The sequence below is a fragment of the Butyrivibrio hungatei genome (assembly GCF_900101605.1).
GTDB classification, from domain to species: Bacteria; Bacillota; Clostridia; order Lachnospirales; family Lachnospiraceae; genus Butyrivibrio; species Butyrivibrio hungatei_B.
In genome coordinates this window covers 1-18664 of record NZ_FMUR01000010.1, presented here as the reverse complement: position 1 = coordinate 18664, position 18664 = coordinate 1, and the positions used below count along the sequence as shown (strand labels likewise).

General features: G+C 37.9%; 17 protein-coding genes. 1 reads left to right on the top strand and 16 read right to left on the bottom strand.

Annotated features, from left to right (window positions below; translation table 11 throughout):
- Positions 1–3: 3 nt before the first annotated feature.
- The 14 genes from BLP87_RS08720 to BLP87_RS16035 form a co-directional block, all read right to left on the bottom strand.
- On the bottom strand, positions 4–423 hold the full coding sequence (locus BLP87_RS08720) for a sugar 3,4-ketoisomerase (RefSeq protein WP_026655823.1): 420 nt from the start codon (positions 421–423) through the stop codon (positions 4–6).
- A 1-nt stretch (position 424) separates the two neighbouring features.
- Positions 425–1993: a DUF6056 family protein gene (locus BLP87_RS08715; RefSeq protein WP_074462359.1), complete on the bottom strand. Its 1569-nt coding sequence runs from the start codon at positions 1991–1993 to the stop codon at positions 425–427.
- A 15-nt stretch (positions 1994–2008) separates the two neighbouring features.
- Entirely contained in the window at positions 2009–3100 is a 1092-nt protein-coding gene (locus BLP87_RS08710; RefSeq protein WP_074462358.1) for a GDP-mannose 4,6-dehydratase, read from the bottom strand.
- A 15-nt stretch (positions 3101–3115) separates the two neighbouring features.
- A complete protein-coding gene (locus BLP87_RS08705; RefSeq protein ID WP_074462357.1) occupies positions 3116–4621 on the bottom strand; it encodes a sugar transferase in 1506 nt (501 codons plus the stop codon).
- A 70-nt stretch (positions 4622–4691) separates the two neighbouring features.
- Positions 4692–6284, bottom strand: coding sequence for an O-antigen ligase family protein (locus BLP87_RS08700; RefSeq protein WP_074462356.1), 1593 nt, complete (start codon positions 6282–6284; stop codon positions 4692–4694).
- Positions 6285–6299: 15 nt separating this feature from the next.
- Positions 6300–7733: a WecB/TagA/CpsF family glycosyltransferase gene (locus BLP87_RS16335; protein ID WP_242871837.1), complete on the bottom strand. Its 1434-nt coding sequence runs from the start codon at positions 7731–7733 to the stop codon at positions 6300–6302.
- A gap of 26 nt (positions 7734–7759) precedes the next feature.
- The gene (locus BLP87_RS08690) at positions 7760–8881 is read right to left on the bottom strand and encodes a radical SAM protein (RefSeq protein ID WP_034462065.1); all 1122 of its coding nucleotides are present in this window, start codon (positions 8879–8881) and stop codon (positions 7760–7762) included.
- 92 nt (positions 8882–8973) lie between these two features.
- A complete protein-coding gene (locus BLP87_RS08685) occupies positions 8974–10002 on the bottom strand; it encodes a DarT ssDNA thymidine ADP-ribosyltransferase family protein (protein ID WP_074462355.1) in 1029 nt (342 codons plus the stop codon).
- Positions 9971–10864 (bottom strand): macro domain-containing protein, encoded by an 894-nt coding sequence (locus tag BLP87_RS08680; protein WP_074462354.1) that lies wholly within the window; start codon positions 10862–10864, stop codon positions 9971–9973. The genes BLP87_RS08685 and BLP87_RS08680 overlap by 32 nt, the downstream gene beginning before the upstream one ends.
- 2 nt (positions 10865–10866) lie before the next feature.
- Positions 10867–11088 carry a DNA-binding protein gene (locus BLP87_RS08675; RefSeq protein ID WP_027209424.1) on the bottom strand — a complete coding sequence of 74 codons (222 nt, stop codon included), beginning with the start codon at positions 11086–11088 and terminating at the stop codon, positions 10867–10869.
- Between the two features lie 198 nt (positions 11089–11286).
- Entirely contained in the window at positions 11287–12759 is a 1473-nt protein-coding gene (locus tag BLP87_RS08670; protein ID WP_074462353.1) for a hypothetical protein, read from the bottom strand.
- Between the two features lie 21 nt (positions 12760–12780).
- Positions 12781–13533, bottom strand: coding sequence for a glycosyltransferase family 2 protein (locus BLP87_RS08665; RefSeq protein ID WP_074462352.1), 753 nt, complete (start codon positions 13531–13533; stop codon positions 12781–12783).
- Between the two features lie 39 nt (positions 13534–13572).
- Entirely contained in the window at positions 13573–15468 is a 1896-nt protein-coding gene (locus BLP87_RS08660; protein ID WP_074462351.1) for a hypothetical protein, read from the bottom strand.
- Positions 15469–15815: 347 nt separating this feature from the next.
- The gene (locus BLP87_RS16035) at positions 15816–15959 is read right to left on the bottom strand and encodes a hypothetical protein (protein WP_176756627.1); all 144 of its coding nucleotides are present in this window, start codon (positions 15957–15959) and stop codon (positions 15816–15818) included.
- A 136-nt stretch (positions 15960–16095) separates the two neighbouring features.
- Here BLP87_RS16035 and BLP87_RS08650 point away from each other — a divergent pair, with 136 nt between their 5' ends.
- Entirely contained in the window at positions 16096–17538 is a 1443-nt protein-coding gene (locus BLP87_RS08650) for a hypothetical protein (protein ID WP_074462349.1), read from the top strand.
- Positions 17539–17613: 75 nt separating this feature from the next.
- Here the strand turns inward: BLP87_RS08650 and BLP87_RS08645 are convergent, their stop codons facing one another.
- The gene (locus BLP87_RS08645; RefSeq protein WP_074462348.1) at positions 17614–17976 is read right to left on the bottom strand and encodes a helix-turn-helix domain-containing protein; all 363 of its coding nucleotides are present in this window, start codon (positions 17974–17976) and stop codon (positions 17614–17616) included.
- Positions 17977–18454: 478 nt separating this feature from the next.
- The coding region (locus tag BLP87_RS08640; protein ID WP_176756626.1) for an ATP-binding protein at positions 18455–18664 on the bottom strand (210 nt) is incomplete at its 5' end.

The window sequence follows — 18664 nt, the reverse complement described above, 5'->3', positions numbered from 1 at the left end:
CTTTTACCCATTAATTTCTTTTATAAATTCATCATAGTCGCGAATGTACTCGCTCTCAATGTAATGTTCGCTTGCAAGACAAAGAAGAACCGAATCGGGTGAAAAATCATACATCTCTTTCCACACCATAGGTCCGAGATAAAGTCCCATTCTTGGCTTATCAAGCGCCACAACTTCTCTCTTCTTGCCGTCATCGATAAGGACCTTACTGCTTCCGCTTACATTTATAAGCACAAATCTGGTATATCTGTTGGCGTGATTGCCTCTCTTGATATCCCTCTCAGATCCGTATATATAGAAAACTCTTCTGATATCAAAAGGAATGTCAAATCCCGATCCTTCGGCAACCACAAGATTTCCCTTCTCATCGCCAAACTCCTTAAATTCAAGAACTTTATAGTTCTCGTCAAAGTCACTTCTCATATCATTTCCTCTCAAGTATTATCTCTTTCTTGTTGTAATACTCTGCCATCTTAAGATTTATCCAATAATTACCGTTACCCGGATCGTCTATATCCGCAAAAAACAAAATATCCGGTGCATCTGTAAACTCTCTCAATACTGCAACGTCCACAGATGGATCATTTAATACTCTGAATCTCTCTTTATTTTCAGCCGCATATCGCGCAGCATTACCTGTTGCAAGTTCATATAAACATGATGTTGCAGAATAATAATGCGGGCTCGGAATAACACAAAGCGCCGAACCAAAAGCCAAGATAACAAGCAAAGTCAAGATAAGTGATGATGACGAATTTGAAAATCTTTCGCAGGTATCATCAGTCTTAAGTCCTTTGTTTTCCTCAAGATACTGTCTTGCCCACAAAGTCACATAAAAGATTGTAAGAACCGCAAATGCCACAAAATCCATCCATGCCAGACCACTCATTCTTCCCGACTCAAAATTTCCGACTCCGTAAAGCGGCGCCGTAAGATTTGCAGAGATCATTCCGTATGCAAAAACAGTAAATACAAACGGATGTCTGAATCTATATTTTATGTTCTGTCCCATCTTCCAAAAAATCGGAACAAGAATAAGCAGAAACACTATAGTTTCCCATCTCATCATTTTATCTATAATAACATCAAAAGTAGAATATAGCGATAAAAGCACTGATTTAACCGCGCCGTAATGCTCCGAAATTTCAGCCTCCCTGTTCTTATTGCCGGGAGCAAAGCAAGAACACATAAATCCGACAAGATTAAAGACGGCAGGAACGATCAAAAGCTTAAAACTCGCGATCATCTTTTCATCCGCATCATGCAAAGTAATAACATTCTTCTTTGACAATACTCTTATAACTATCAGAAGGAACGAACAAATGGCAAGTTCAAGAGCAGTCATATAATTTGCTCCGCCCAGACAGAATCCCCAGATGCACGCCCATACGAATCTCTGCTTTTTCTTCTTATCATTGTCTTCGTACACGCATCCGATCAAAAGTCCCAACCAGAAAAATGCCATTCCAAACGTAAAAGTGTAATTTACAGCACCGCAGTACCAATAGAACGCTTCGGCTCTAATCTCTGATGCACTTATAAACTGAGTCATCATAATAAGCGTTATCATCGAAGCAGTATTCGAAAGATATTTATCGGCCTTAAAAACCTTGACAAAAATAGCATTGAAAAAATAACAAATGCCAAATGTGAGCATTCCCAGGATTATGAACGGAACAAGGAAATAAAACTTTGCTCCGTACGCATTCGGTCCCATTGCAGTCAAAAAACTTGAGAAAAAATAGCCCTCATAATTAAGAGTAAGATATACCGCCTTTTCCACCGCTGCCCATATAACGGCAAAAATATTTCCGGTCTGCACAAACTTTTGATGCGGCTGGAGCATCATCGAAAAATCATCGGCACTCGGATAATCAAAAAAGCCCATGATCAGCATCGGAACTATTCCGATCACATACAAAACTGTAAAAAAGACGCTGAGTTCTTTTATCGTTATTTCTTTTTTCAAAAAAGGAAGTTTGTAACTAAACATAGTTTTTGTCTGCCCTTAACCGTAATATTCCTTGTACCACTTTGCAAAATTCCTAAGTCCTTCCGCAAGCGAAGTTGAAGGCTTAAATCCAAAATCGTTTTCAAGAGCCGCCACATCGGCATATGTAATCTCAACATCACCCGGCTGCATAGGCACAAGTTCTTTGTGTGCCTCGAAATCATAGTCACTTGGAAGAACTCCCGCAGATATAAGTTCTTTTTGTAGAATATCGACGAAGTCCAAAAGATTGACGGGATCGTTGTTTCCGATGTTATAAACCTTGTACTTTACACCGTTCTCATTTTCATCCGGAGACTTCTTCATAACGTTCACGATGCCTTCAACAATATCATCAACATAAGTGAAATCTCTTTTACAATTACCGAAGTTAAAGATCCTTATAGTCTCGCCCTTTACAAGCTTATTTGTAAATCCAAAGTAAGCCATATCCGGTCTTCCCGCAGGTCCGTAAACCGTAAAGAATCTAAGCCCCGTTGAAGGAATACCGTAGAGCTTTGAATAAGCGTGCGCAAGAAGCTCGTTTGACTTCTTGGTCGCAGCATAAAGAGATACAGGATTATCAACCTGATCTTCCACACTGTAAGGAATCTTCTTGTTGCTTCCGTAAACACTCGAACTTGAAGCATATACAAGATGAAGAACGCCCTTGTATGAATCGTCAACCACATCCTCATCATAAGAATGTCTGCATGCTTCAAGAATATTGTAGAATCCGATAATATTGGAATCGATATACGCATCGGGATTTTCGATTGAATATCTGACACCCGCCTGAGCCGCAAGATTAACTACAACTTCAGGCTTAAACTCTTTAAAGATCTTATCTATACCGCTTCTGTCGGAAATACTTCCTCTTACAAGTGTAAAAAGCTTAGAATCTCCGCCTGTAAGCTCATCAATCTTCTTAAGTCTGTCCTCTTTGATCCCTACATCGTAGTAATCGTTCATGTTGTCTATTCCAAGAACAGAAACACCTGTATCTTTATATCTTCTTATAAGTTCAAGTACGAGGTTCGATCCGATAAAACCTGCCGCTCCCGTTACAAGAACTCTTTTTCCGCCAATGTCTATATTACTTGCTAACATCTTAAATCTCCTTAATTATTCTGCCCCTCTTCCAAAGAGCACGACATAAACAGTCTTTAAAATTATCCTGATATCCTCGGTAAGGCTCCAGTTATCTATATACTCAAGATCAAGCTTAACCACTTCATCAAAGTCAGTGATATCACTTCTTCCGCTTATCTGCCAAAGTCCGGTAAGACCCGGAGTCATGGAAAGTCTTCTTCTGTAATGTTCGTTATAATTCTTGAACTCTTCTTCCGTAGGCGGCCTTGTACCGACAAGGCTCATCTCACCTTTTAAGATATTGAGAAACTGCGGAAGTTCGTCCAGACTTGTCTTTCTGATAAAGGCTCCGACCTTGGTAATCCTGGGATCGTCCTTCATCTTGAACATAAGTCCGCTCATTTCGTTCTTGTCGGCAAGTTCCTTCTTGCGCGCCTCAGCATCTATATACATCGATCTAAACTTGTATATCTTGAATCTTCTTCCGTTCTTTCCAATTCTGGTCTGAGAAAAGAAAACAGGTCCCTTTGAATCGATCATTATCGCAGGCGCAAGAAAAAGTGTCACGATGCCTGTAATGATAAGTCCTACGATGCCGCCGAGTATATCAAGTCCTCTTTTTATAAAAAGACGCTTATAGCTTGTTCTGTTCATCGAATACGTAAGAACCGAATAATCAAGGAAATCGTCAAACTGCGTATTTGCCTTGCCAAATCCCGGAAGTTCAAGATTATAGTGAGTCGTGATTCCCATTTCCTCAAATCCCAGAATGATATCTTTCATATCCTTCTGCGGAATATTGGGTGTATTGATAAAAACTTCATCGAAAGGATCCGTTATAAGGCGCGACGTAAGATTGTTTATCCCGTCATGAACATGTATGCCTTCTATGTACCACGAATCACTTGATGATTTCTGCGTGTCTGCGTTTTCTTTACTTATACCGCCCGTGCTTTCCTCTTTTGCATCCGCTGCATAAGCCCTTACAATCTTATATCCCAGATTGCCCGCATTATCGATCAATTTGCGGACGGTATCTTCCATAAGATTCCTCTCGGCTACAACTACTACACGAACCGCGTTGTTATCACTTGAAATATATTTCCTGAATATATCCTTGAATATTATTCTTGCAAAATAAGTCATAAGAATATCAAGAAATACAAATATCAAAATAAAAAGTCTGGATACGCTCTTTCCCCAGGTAAAGAAGAATATAACAACAGAAGACGCAACCAGCATCACTGTCATAAATCTCACAATAGAAAAGAACTCTCTGATGTATCCTCTTACAGCAAAGTCTCTGTTCCAGTCCGCAAGAAAAGAGTAGACAACACAAAACAGGAGAAAGACAACACATACAAGATAATGCTCTGTCTTATCTCCGTAACCTTCAAGATTCGTGAATCTGCCCCAAAATACTTTCATCATAAAATCGCTGTATCTAAGCCATGATGCAAGCACATATGAAATTATGATACATGCCATATCAATCAGCCAAAGCATGTACGTTTGGAATATTTTATTTTTATTACTCATACTGAACCATTATAGCATGATTTCATAATAATCACTCTATTTTATGTTCATTCACTCATGCTATGGCGTATCACCCGATATTGTCTTTTTTCTTTCGAACTGCTCCAACTCCGCAATATGCAGAAAAAACAGCTATCCCCGTCCAGACGCCGACACTCATGATCTTCTTTCTGTACTCTCCCACAGCAAGCGTCTCATCATATTTGTACATAGGCTTATCTTCGCCCGCATAGTCAAGAACAATATCGCCTTTTTTCCTGAAATCATCTATCTCTTCAGATGTATAATACTCCGGCGTCATTCCAAGACTCTTATTGCTTTCATCTCTTTCTCTTGCGCCATATAAAGCGGTGGGTTCATTGGTAAGCGCAACATAGATAACCGCCATAGCAGCTCCTGCCAAAGCCCCTATCGCGATACGTTTTATCAAAGCTACGACATAAGCTTTGTCAGTCACGCCTCCGTCCACACAATCATCCTCTTTAGCCGCATCGGCACGGCTTAAGAATTCATATATCGCACTTCCCATGAACACATATGTGAAATTCTTTGCAGACAGATTATATAAAAGAGGTTCCCAGATTCCTATAAACAGCATTGCCATCATGATCGCAATCTCTGCCCTTCTGTCATTTGCAATGCACCTGTTCATAAGAAATGTCGTGAGCACAAACATGACAACAAAAGCAACTATTCCAAGCTGCAAAAACAGATATAACTGAGACATATCAATCCCGTAGGTTCTGTAACTCTCATCAGGATTTATCAGCCTTGTTCCAAACAGCGATAAACTGTTATTACTCCAAAAATATTTTGCGAGCGCAAATCTTGTATTAAATATTTTACCGTTTAAAAAATCAAAGAGCTTATCGGGAAGTATGTGCGGTAGCACGATAGAAATAAAAGCCGTTACGGGAAATGCCGCATAACTTACGATTTTTTCAAAAAATCTCATTTTCTTTACAGAAAAAAGATAGAAATTTACCGTAACATAAACAACGCATGCAAGCACGCCCGTCCTGCTGCCCGAGTACTGAAAGATGTACAGATTAAACATAACACCCGCCAGCGAAGCCATGAAAAGAAGGCGTTTTGCATTTTCTTTTCCCTTAAGCCAAACTGTGACAAGATATATGCTCATCATTGTGAGCATTATCGCATTCATATGAAGTGTATTGGGATGAGCGTATCCGAAAGCATGCCTAAACATCGTTCCCGCACCGTCCCTTGTCTGGGGATAGTATTTCTCAGCCGCAAGTCCGAATGCTCCCGTAAAGATTCTGAAAAGAATAAGAGGCCCCGCAACCAGCGTCCCACATCCGATCACTTTTTTGGTCTCAACTTTTTTCATTCCGAGCATCATCATGAAACACTCTATAAGACCTTTGTGCCCCGTATGATAATATACAAGCCCCGCAACAAGCATAAGCGTACCAATAACCGCATATTCCTTTGCAGTGTGTTCCGTAACCAATAGTTTGCACAAAAATAAGAATGCACATATAACGAAAACCGCCTTGATCTGCGGCATTCCGTCATACCAGCCGAAAGCTCTCGATCCTACCGCTATGGCAAAAAAAAGTAAGTATATCCTCTCACCTATCTCTTCCTTGCCATGTAGTCCCAAAAGCATTCTCTGCATTCTTATCTTTAATTCAGTCATATGTTTTTGTCCTTATTATTTTTTCTTCCCGCTAATAGAATCCTTTAGCAAATAGCAGATAAACTTAGTGTTGGTCACAAAGTAGCGCTTAAAAAGCCTCTCCGGATCCTGAAAAAGTCTGTAAAGCCATTCAAATCCAATCTTCCTGATCCAGACAGGAGCCCTCTTAATTGTTCCCCCGTGGAAATCAAAGCCTGCACCGACGCCCATCATAACGCCGTTTATTTTATCCTTATGCGCAAGCATCCATTTTTCCTGCTTGGGCGCACCAAGTCCTATCCAGACTATATCCGCACCCGATGAATTTATCATCTCAATATCCGCTTTATCTTCCTCTTCGGAAAGAGCCCTGAACGGAGGTGAATACATACCTGCAATATTTATTCCGGGATATCTTTCAAGAAGGTTCTTGCGAAGTTCCTTAATTGTTTCTTCTGACGATCCGTAGAAATAATGTGATACGCTTCCATCCGTCGTATCTCTGAACATATGCTCCATGAAATCAGGCCCCGCAACTCTTTCAGCTCCGATATATCCTTCTTTTTGCTGAAGCTTTGCTATAGGATTACCGTCCGCAAAAGTAAATGCCGAGCTGTTAAGAACCTCTTTGTACTCGGGATTCTCCCTGCCCATAACGGAAGTATGCACATTGGAAAAACAGATATATTTTCCCGAAAGTTCTTCTAAATGAGTAAGCACATGAAAGACTGCTTCTTCCGTCCTTGCAACCGCATATTTTATCCCAAACACATCAAAGCGTTCGCTTCGCACAGATGCAGGAATTGATGCATAGTCATCTACATCGGTTACTATTCCGGATCGTACATTATACTTATTTAAGTCAAGAGCAATATATGTACGTATTCCGCGCCTTTCCGCCTCCTTCAGAAGCTCTTTTGCCGACTCATCATTTTTTTCAGCTCCGATAAGCAGCATATCGTCACAGCCGGATACATAATATTTCTCAATGATATCAACAATATCCGTAACCGGAAGCGTAACTTTGAAAGTCTTTCTGTCTCCCATGGAAAGAAATCTTTCCTTGTTCTTTTTCCTGTATATCATCCTGAAAAAATAGGAATAAAAGATGCCAAGAGCAAAAAACAAACCTATAACAATTCTTGAAGAGTCGCTTTTCATGGCATACAGATACATCAATAAAAATATAATGATCGCACATTTTCCTGTAAGGACCGACATCAGATTCTCAAACGGATCCTGCAAGAATATATGATCTTTTCTGCAGTCATATAACAAAAACACGATCACCTGTAAGATACAGCAAATAACAACAACCGAAACGTACAGTCCGTCGAACATTTCATACCATTTTGTCGCCAGCTCGCCATATCTTATTATGAATGCCGAAAACCAGGACAGTAAAAGAGCTGTCTCGTCCAAAATAAATATTCTTTTTACAGGAAACCTTTGTTTTTTATAATTATTCATTATATATGTGTGAATCTCCTAAGCTATTATTTATCGCAACCACATCCGCCGCAATCCTTAAGTCCGTTATTGGCAACCGCATTAAAATCACAAGTACTGCACTTATCGAGTTCCTCCTTGGACACCTTGCCATCCCTGTAATCACGCACAACCTTAAGTTCATACATCGAATACGGCTTCTTCATAAACAGCGCCTTGATCTTGTGGCGTATTACCCACCATGCGGGAACCCAGATATATTTGTGCATAGCGGGAGAAACAGATCCTATCATCCAGCAGTCCCTGTCACAACATCTCACAACTTTTCTCACACGCTCAGCCTGCTCGCTGTTCCAGAGTTCATCCCAGGTCTGATCATTCAGATTACCCATAACTTCTTTATCCTTCGTTCCGTTACATGGCATAACATCGCCGTAGGGATCGATAAAGAATGTATCAAAACTCATATCGCAGGGAAGAAGTCTCTTTTGCCCGTAAATATAATTTATAAGCCCGTGATTAAAGTATGCTCTGAACCACTTCTTGGGGCTGTTTGATTTAAGGAGCATATTGACCAGATTTTCAAAATTCTGCGCAACCATCGGTCTGTCCTTGATTATATTCTTGGCTTCGACAAAATAGAAACTGTTATGAAGTGACGCTGTCGCAAACTCCATGTCAAGTTCATCCGAAAGCTTATAAAGCTCGCAAAGATCCGGTGCGTTCCTGTCCTGCACCGTCATACCGAATCCCACGTCCTTCATTCCCATCTCGCGGAGCTTCTTAAGTGTCGTATAGCCTCTGTTAAAGCCATCCGGAAGTCCTCTGATCTCATTATTCGTCTGCTCAAGTCCCTCGATTGAAATGCGGATACCGATATCGGGAAACTCCTTGCACAAGTCAATTATCTTATCTGTAAAAAAGCCATTGGTCGATATAACTATTCTGTCACTCTTCTTCCTAAGCTCTCTTACTATATCCTTTATATCTTCACGAATAAAAGGCTCTCCGCCTGTAATATTGGTAAAATACATCTCCGGGAGCTTCTTTATCGTCTCAATCGATATCTCATCCTCAGGCCTTGATGGCGCCTTGAACCTGTTGCACATGTTGCAACGCGCATTGCATCTGTATGTAACTATAACCGTTCCGTTTAATTTCTTTGACATTTTTATTACCCTTGTTTCAGTATAATTTCACCATTTTATCTTACAGTGTATGTTTAACTTTGTCATGCATAATCTATAGAACGCATTATAAATTACAACACCTCACCTGCACCAAGCTGATATTTCAAAAAACACATATTTTTCTCTTCAATATCAATTCTTACCCAAAGCTCTTTAGCTCCGCGAATAATCGGAATCTTAGATACTACTATTGTTTGAGTATCGTTATAATCTATATTTCTGGTAATCTCACGATGATAAAGTCCACCATTTCTGGTCATCCAATCAAACACAATCCTCATTGATACTTGTAGCGAATCAATGTCTATTTCAGGATTTTGTTTCATAGCTCTATGTGAATAATCCCTCTTGCTTTTGGTATTTGAAAATCTTATCCCCAGAGAATCCCCGTGATAATCACAATCAGAAATGAACAAGCCATTTTTTTCAAACATATCCTCTTTCATAACTTTTATCATTTCTTTGTACTTATAAAAAGTACGATGATTTTTCTCCCAAAGCATATTGCACAAAGTCTGTTTCTCAACTTCATTTCTACACGCTATGCCAACAATAGATTTATCTATTTCATAATACTCATGACAAACTATTTCTGCATGTCTGTATGCTACATCCTCTTTTAAAGGAACTCCCCCTCCGTAAATTCTGTCAAAATCCAACTTTTCAAAATCAGAAACAGTATTATACATCGTTGTACCATAACCCGCCTGACTGCTTCCTGAAAATTGTGTATTTGGATCACTTAACAACTTATTGAGATCAAAAATAAGAAACACCGGTACAGGAACATTTGCATTTGTATCACCATCATATCTGAGTTTATAATGTTTAAATCCTTCATTATGAAACTGTGTTGGTGTTAACGGCCGAAAATAAAATCTTACATACGAAGTAATTTCCGGACTCGTCATGTCAATCACCTGTCTGCTTGCATTATCATTTTTCATCAATTTCAAATTACCGGCATTTATTCTGCTATAAATCCTACCGGACGTTAAAATCCCAACAGCATTACTGATATCTGTATAATGGTACGCATATCGCGGCCACCATCTTACATATGATCTGTCATAATTCTTTTTTATTATTGCACTGTACATTTGTTATTCCTTCCAAAGAGTAAGATCTACCAAGACCGGAATTTAATTGATATCCGTTCACTTGCATATCGTCATCATTAATAACAACCTTGCTAAGATACCCCAAAGCAAACATCAATCCATAAAAATAATTCCATAAGACTTTTTCATCACTTTTTACTATTCCCTTATTACGAATATAATCCCAGCATTCAAAGAGATCATCTTCAGATAAAAACTGATCTTCTTTGCCATTCTGTGAAAAGACTATTCCATTATTCCATATAATACTAATAGTACTTCCGTCGTAATCAAAAGAATATGGAACTATAGAGCAGTTATATCGAATATCATCACAGAGGCCGTTAAATGACAAATCTTTTGCATTCTGTCTTAGCCAGTTTACAATATCAGTCTGATTCTTGTGTTCCGGTATAACATCCTTAATCACCCCGGTATAGATATAGATATCAATCGGTAAATCCTTAAGATATTTTTCCATAAGAGGCTTTACATCTTTCCAATCAAGCTCTCCATTACCACATCCAAGTTTAGGAAATGCGATTGAAGTAATTCCATACTCTGCGTAGATTTTTGTAAACCTAATAAGCCCCTGCTCAATATATTCAAGCCTTGATGGTGATCTCCAGTGTTCTTTGGTGGGAAAATTCAGCACCCAATGATCAGCCTCATAGAAAAGCATCAAGCGCCCTGTTTTTAGTCGTTTCTTTTCACATGCAAGCTTATAGCTCTCAAACATAGCAGGATAGCGCTTCTTAAACTCAAGCGCAATACCCTTTCCCATAACACCGACCGTGTTCACTGTATTAACTATTGTCTGCGCAGGACCGGTAAATATATCTCCATCCAAATATCTGATCATCTTTAATCCCCCAACTCAATTCTTTCACCATCCGGCAACACAAATGCGCACTCCAGTTTACACCCTGTCACCATTGCAATTTCTCTCAAATCGGAAACCGTAAAACTATCTCTTTTACACTTTTGTCCAAAAGCCTGTGGCGACTTATCAAGCCTTCTACCTATTTCAGATATAGTTATATCATTTTTTATTGCAAGTATTTTAAGTTGTTTATCAATGCTCATATTTCTTTCTCCTTACCCACAAGTATAAACAGAAACATTTACTAATTCAACATTTGTATTTATTCCCAGTCACCAACTCAAATATATATTAAAACGTATTCCAATAACTCAAAAAGGAACTCAGATCATTTGAGTTCCTTTTTGAGTTATTGCTTCTGCTTTTTCCATACCATTTTGGCAAAGAAGGCTTAGTCTGAGTTAAAATGATATTTTTATAAGCTTACCGGTCATCCCATACTTATACAAAGTTGACGACATATATTTTGCCAATAGTTCATAATAATCTATATTCTCTTCTGAAATAGGATTCCAATCAGGCGCAACAAGTACAACCTCGGCTTCTCCTTTATTATCAGCATCTATAACAGCACCAAGATAATTCTCATATAGCTTTTCATATGCCTGAGAATCATTATAACCGCCGGAAAAAACCGGTTCCGGTGTTCCTATCATCGATACCATAATCATGGTAACAATTGGTGCAAACACCATTATATTTTTATTATTAACTACAATATAAATTAGTGCAAAGATATCTATCAATACGATTGAAATAAGATATGTATTGCTCACCATAGTACGTTCAATATAGAGCGAACCCACAAAACCACCCAGCAGAAGCTGGTACAAATAAACAAGTCCCAAAAATACAAGTACAAAAATATATATTCCCGGCCAATTAACCGCATTACCGCATTTTACGTCAGTAGTTTTTCCTTTATGTATTATTATTGCAAGCACAGAATAAGCAACTAAAAGAAATGAGAATAATAAAAAATACTTATTAAATTTTTTGAACAAATTCATAGAACACAAAAATGTCTGAACTACTCTTGAAATGTAGGATTCGCCTTTTTTACCCGCTCCTATTAGAGAATGTGCTCTTCCACCATTTAACTCTGCTACTAACGAATATATCCACATCACCAGTACCGCACATTCATATTTTACATTTTTATATATCAGGCAATTGTTTTTACGCTTCAGGCTTTGAAAGATATATATAAGTAATCTCAATGAAGCATAAACAGCAATAACTATACTATTAAACATGTTTGAAAAAACAGCCAGATAAATAGCAATTATCCATATTCCCCTAACAAATTCCGGCCATTTGCTAATATCCGCACTGCTATCACAAGTATTCCATATAAAACATACTGTGCAATTAAGCAAAAAAGGAATCACGTAATAATAATATGTATTAGGGTCACCTCCATAAATTAAAAAAGTATTTCTAAAGGTGTTGCTTCTAAACATCCAAAAGTGAATCAGCAAAAATACTGTTGCAATAAATAGTTCTTGAAAAATATCCAATGCAAACCGTCTTCTAATCATACGACTAAAAAAATAAATGTACAGGCAAATAAATATGACTACTCCTAAAGAAAGGCCAATGGAAACGCTTTTCAAAAAACTTATTCCATATAACCTGCCAAAAGAAAATCCCATGTTAGCCATCAGTGGCATAAGCATTTCAGGAAGCACTCTTGCCGGATTCCACCCACGTCCAATGTAAACTAAGGCATTATCACGCCAATAGTTTATGTATCGCCAATCGTCCGGAGAACACAATACCATAGGATAATAAATTGAATAGAAAACCATAAGAATAATAAATATAAATGCAAAATATGCAATTCTTGTAATGTTCTCTCTTTTATTTTTCATTACATAAATTCCTTCCTTTTCTTATTCTCCACCAAGAACAAACTTGGCAAATTCAACAGCAACACAATAAAACCAGTAGAACCTGCTGTATCCGTTTCTTACATATGTCCTGTACTTCATCCATATTCTGGAGTTCATCTTCTTAAGGCTTCGCTGCGTACTCATACCGCCAAACGTATAATGCGCCAAAACCTTGTTAAGCGCCATAATCTTAGCACCCGCCTTATTTGCCCTGAGCACCATATCAAAATCATCGTCCATCTGAAGTACCGCATAAGGAAACTTCATCTCACATTCCTTGGTCCCAAACATCGTCGGATGGCAAAAATGCGCCGTAGTCCATAGTTTTCCGACCTTCGCCCGCTTAACAAAATCTCCGCTCTTCTTGTGTATCACTAAATCTGCCCAGGCAAGATCAAAGTGCTCATTCTCATAAAACGAAACCATATCCTCAACGGCCCTTGGCTCATACCAATCATCCGCATTGATATTACCGATAAGTCTCCCTTTTGCCAACCTCACACCTTTATTGAGCGCATCATACATCCCGTTATCCGGTTCAGATATGATAGTCATCGACTTACCATCCGCTTCCGCAAAAGAACTCCGAAATTCCCCTGCTATCTTCACTGTATTATCAGTACTTCCGCCATCTATAATAAGATATTCAATATCCGGATACGTCTGCGCCAGAACAGACTCTATAGTTCGCTTAATAGTTGCTTCACTGTTATATGCAACTGTAATTATTGTTACAAGTATACTGTCTTTCATCACTTCACCTATTCGCCGTTCAAATATACCGCTATCATATCATTCCAATATAACTTTGGGTTCTATCCCTGAAATCCTGTATATCTTTCCTTCAGTTATCTGCGAAGGGTCTTCAAAGACTCCGGAATATTTATTTACGAAATCCTCATCCAATCCGCTAAAATAGATGAAATCGTAATCTCTAAGTGCTTCAATTAGCTGTTCAGCCGTCGCATCCCAAGACCAGACATCTTCTTCGTCAACCGGCGCCCCTATACTTCCTCCGCCTATAATCCTCGGGCTACAGTAATATCGCTCATGCCATATAAACTTCCCGTTATCGCCTCTCTTGATTATAAAGATTCTATCATCTTCACCTGTATTATCCATTATAAATGATGCACTACTTGTATATTCCTGAACATATTCAGCATCTTTTGCTATGCCTCCCGGTAATACCTGGTCAAAAGCATTAACATGGAAAAATGCCAGTCCCACTGACAATAATATCAAGATCAAGTAATATCCCTTTATATGTCCTTTCCATATTTCCGAATCATAGTAAACTGCTATGAGAAGAAACAGCGCCGCAATAACAAAAGAATTCATATATCGCTCAAAACTTGCCAATCGCACTGCTTCATATTCAGAAAAAGATGTGGCATACAAAAAATAAATCAAGAGCGCATAAAAGATTCCGGATGCCAATGTCCACAATCCAAGAAGCCTCATCAGTCGCCTCTTTATAATATCATTTGTATAAAAAGAAACTACCAAAAACGTAATAACCATAAAAATAATAGCGACACAATATGATCCATGAAGAAGAATATCTCTATAAATAATTGCATCCGCAAATTCACTCTTTACTTCTTCCAGATATGGAATGGCACCATTGTCTGGATGCAAAAAAACATCTTTAAGCGAAGAAACCTTCATCCCGCTGTAAGTCTGTATTTCTCCTGTTTTACCCACATGCATTTCAGCAAATTTATTAAACCATCCCCATAGTCCAACAGGCAGAGCCACAGGAAGAATCATTAGAATATTTTCTTTTTCTTTAAGCTTTTTATCAGAAAAGAAATACACTCTTATCACAAAAAACACAACCACAAGCGGCAATAGAGCCATTGCAATCATTTTGGACAAAACAAGTACCGAAACTCCTATCGCTATCAACATACATTGATATGCCGGATTATCATATTTTCTATATGCTTCAAACATACACCAGTAAAGCACTATTGCTACCGCTATATCACAATATATTGAATGATAAAATAAAAAAGCATTCTCTGTATTAAAAATAAGCGGAATCAAAAGAGCAATCGCAACAGGACTTAACCTGAAAAGCTTTTTCTTGCTATATGCATTAAAACTCTCAAACATCGGCATAAGTAAAGCGAACATAAAAATCTGTATTGCCCTATATGCATCAGCTTCAGCAAATCTAAAATTCAATTTACACCATATTGTTTCAAATAAAGTTATCGCCGGAACATAATCTTTGTGCACAAATTCAAGCGGCGACATGCAATACAAGCTATCAAGTCTGAGGCTCTCCTTAAGGAACATTCCCCAATGCGAAAATTCATCCCAAAACGCAAAGCACTTTTGTGAATTCAGGAAAAAACAAAGAACATAAAAGACAAAAAAGGTAAACAATCCCCCATTCCACAGTTCATTTGCATATTCCGACACTCTTCCAAAAGCTGTGGCATATTGTTTCTTATCCTTGAGCACATATAACACCGATAAAACGAGCGCAGCAAAAATACCGCCGTAGATGCCTATAGAAAGTCGTTTAAATACCAATCCGCTCAAAAGAACAACCAATACATGTAACATATAAGCGGGCGCCACAGAACTTGAAAACTTTTTACGTGACCATAAACTCCACGCCCCTCCGATCATCACAGAATAGATAAGTGGAACAAAGAATCGAACCAGTATCATTTTTACCTCCGCCAAATTATAATGTCCGCACATATACTGATAAATATATCATATATGTGCTATTATTATTTATGATTTTTTCTAAGCTCTTATTTTTCCAAAAATATGAAAGGAACTTATTTCCCAATACATATGAATACTATTCTAAAAAAGTTCGATGAAAAAAATATTGAAATAATTCAACTTTTTCTCTCATCTATGTCTTTTGTCATGTTTTTCCTTGCACTCTTTTCTTCATTTAGATATGAGCAAAGTGGCGACATGCGGTTTTCTCGCTTCGTATTTTGGGGAATCGGACTAGTATTCTTCTTTTGTGCATATGTTATTCATTCAGAAAAAATCAAAGATCAGCTCCGCATAATTTTAGGTGTTGTATCAATTATTGAACTTCTACTCATTCCGTCATTTGGTATTTTAATAAAAGAATCTGCCGTATTTGCTCTGTTTTCATATGCAGGAACTCTCTTTTTATCCATAATACTTTTTGTCATAGACCGATCTTTTTGGAAGACAGTATTAATCAAGAAAAAAACTCTGTGCATCATTTCCGCCGCAATCCTCATCTTATTGGCAAGCATCCAATACATAAGCCATAATACTGTCTATTTTTTGTGGGATTCTCACGATATGTTTGAACTTGTAAGTGCAAACGATATTTATTCTCTTTGGGATTTTTCAAGACTTTCCCTTTCAGATCATGTCTCATATTCATATGCAGCAATGTGTACCGTTTTCAAGCTCCTTATCGGCGACACCATGGTTGGACAGGCTCTATTCGGGGTTATTCTCTATGCTACCGGAGTATACGGATTCTATAAATGCGTAGTTTTATTTTGCAGTAGTGCAAGCAAAAACGATATCGCAGTACAGGTAGTATTAACTGCCTTATTTGCATGTTCGCCTTATATGCTCGGAATGATAACCTACAGCTACCCTGACTATGCCATGTGGTGCGTGATGCCCATATTGGTCTATGCATTATATACAAAGAAATATCTGCTGACTGTATTTATCGGATATTTTTTTATCTTCTGCAAAGAAACCGCAATGATCTCATATGTGCTGTTTATTTTCGGCTTCTACATTGTTGACCTTATCAAAAGCAAAAAAATCTTTTATAAATTCCATAAATATATTATCATGGCCATTCCCTGCTTTATGTGGCTGATCGCATATTATCTCGTGGGACACTGGGAAGGAAACGGAGCATTTGAAATCGACCTTAATTATATTAAAGACAAACTGCTGTCACTTTTGGCAATCAACTTTAATTGGCTATTGATCGTACTTGCTTTATTTGTATTTATCATCGGTGTTATAAAAAAAGTTCAAATAAATAAAAGCATATCATTGATTCCTATGTTATTCTCAATGATCGCATTCCTTATCTTCTCGGTATTATTTAAGACAATCAATCACCCCAGATATATAGATGCACTGGTTGCTCAGATATATTTAGTAGTGGCATACATATTAATCAATTACATTGACAAAAAAGCAGTAAAAATCAGCATATCTGCCGCGTTAATAATGCTTCTTTTCATCCAATCATTTGCAACTATAGATCCGCTCATGCTAAAGCTCTTTCCAAACATAAACGTCGGAAGCAAAACACTTATTACTACCAGTGAAATTTTATCTGATGGCATGGCTTACAACAGACAATATCAGGGTTGGGGAAAAGTTGTAGATATGGCACTTGAAGACGTCATGAATGACGATTCCGCCAAATTATATTTACCTGCAGTCGCAAATGCGACCTGGCATTTCGATGCAATGGGCTGGTATGAAAATCTAAATAACAGAACCGAGATCAATTATACCGATTATTGGAACCCCAAACGCAAAACCCGCATGACCGATTGTGATAACGGACAAGAATATTCCGTTCATGTAATCAGCGAGGAACACATTTTTGATTTTGGTCCTGACCGAACCGGTTATTACCTGTACAGTCCGTTATATGGCGGTGAAATAGCGGAGTTAATTAAGAACAACTATGCATTTGAAGAAAACTCCTTCAGTTATAAAGGATGGCTGGTGTATAGAATTAAATTTGGGAACCTTTAATTAATCTTTCGGCATTTTCGTAATAATCAAACGTAAAACAATAGAATACTCATAAGTAGTCTACTTATGAGCATTCTAAGTAACATCTTTCTTAGTCATAGCCAGTATAGCCTCTGCATACCCAATAATCCTCTCTCTCATATTTGGTTCCAATAAATAAAATCTTTCTACAAGCACCCCTATATCAGTATTCTTGTCAATCACATAATAGTTATTGCTTCTTTCTCTTCCTTTCACGCCTTCAACACCTGATAAAAGCCATTCCGGAGTCACATCAAGCGCTTTACAAATGGACATAATCTTATCCGAAGACGGATTAGTCTTATTCTTCTTCCATTCACTTATTGTACTTGGCATTATCCCGGTCTTATCAGAAAAATCCTTCTGTGTCATATCTAACTGATTAAGTCGTTCAAAAATACGTTCACTGATTGTCATGGAATTATTTCGATTACCCCTGTTCTTTTTTTATTCAAATTCTTTCAGCAAAAATTTACATTATGTTTATTGAAAAAAATAATGTATACTTATAGAATTTACTTAGAAAGATATTGAACTTACATAATTATTTGTATATAATATCTTTTGTCTTATTTTGACATTAGCTCATCTACCATTCCATAGGTAGAAGGAGTAACGAAAGCGCCTTTTTAAGGCGCTTTTTGCATTAACTAAGATTGCTTTTTCAAAAAATCTTCATACTCTTGCAAGAGCTTTCTCTTTGTATGATTGTATTTGACAGGATACGCTGTCCAAAAGATATAATAGTCTTCCCTTTTATGATGATTCTTGTCTATTTGGTACAAGCATCTTGTAATACTCGGACGTCAGTTCCGCAATTATCCGGACAAGGTTTCTACTAATATCCGGACAAGATTCCTGTATCAAGTGGACAAGATGACATCTATTTTTTATATTACTCGCTTGCCGTCTTATTGTCATCTCCGGCGTCAGCCGGCATATGTTCTATCGTAGGACGGCGGGAAGGACCTTTTAGGTCGAACCTATACGCATTGCGCACTATGCGGTCCAGGACCGCATCTGCAATCGTTTGATCCTTGAAAATTGAAACCCAATTCTTAACAGGTAACTGTGCTGAGATGGCTACAGACTTATGTTTGTGGTA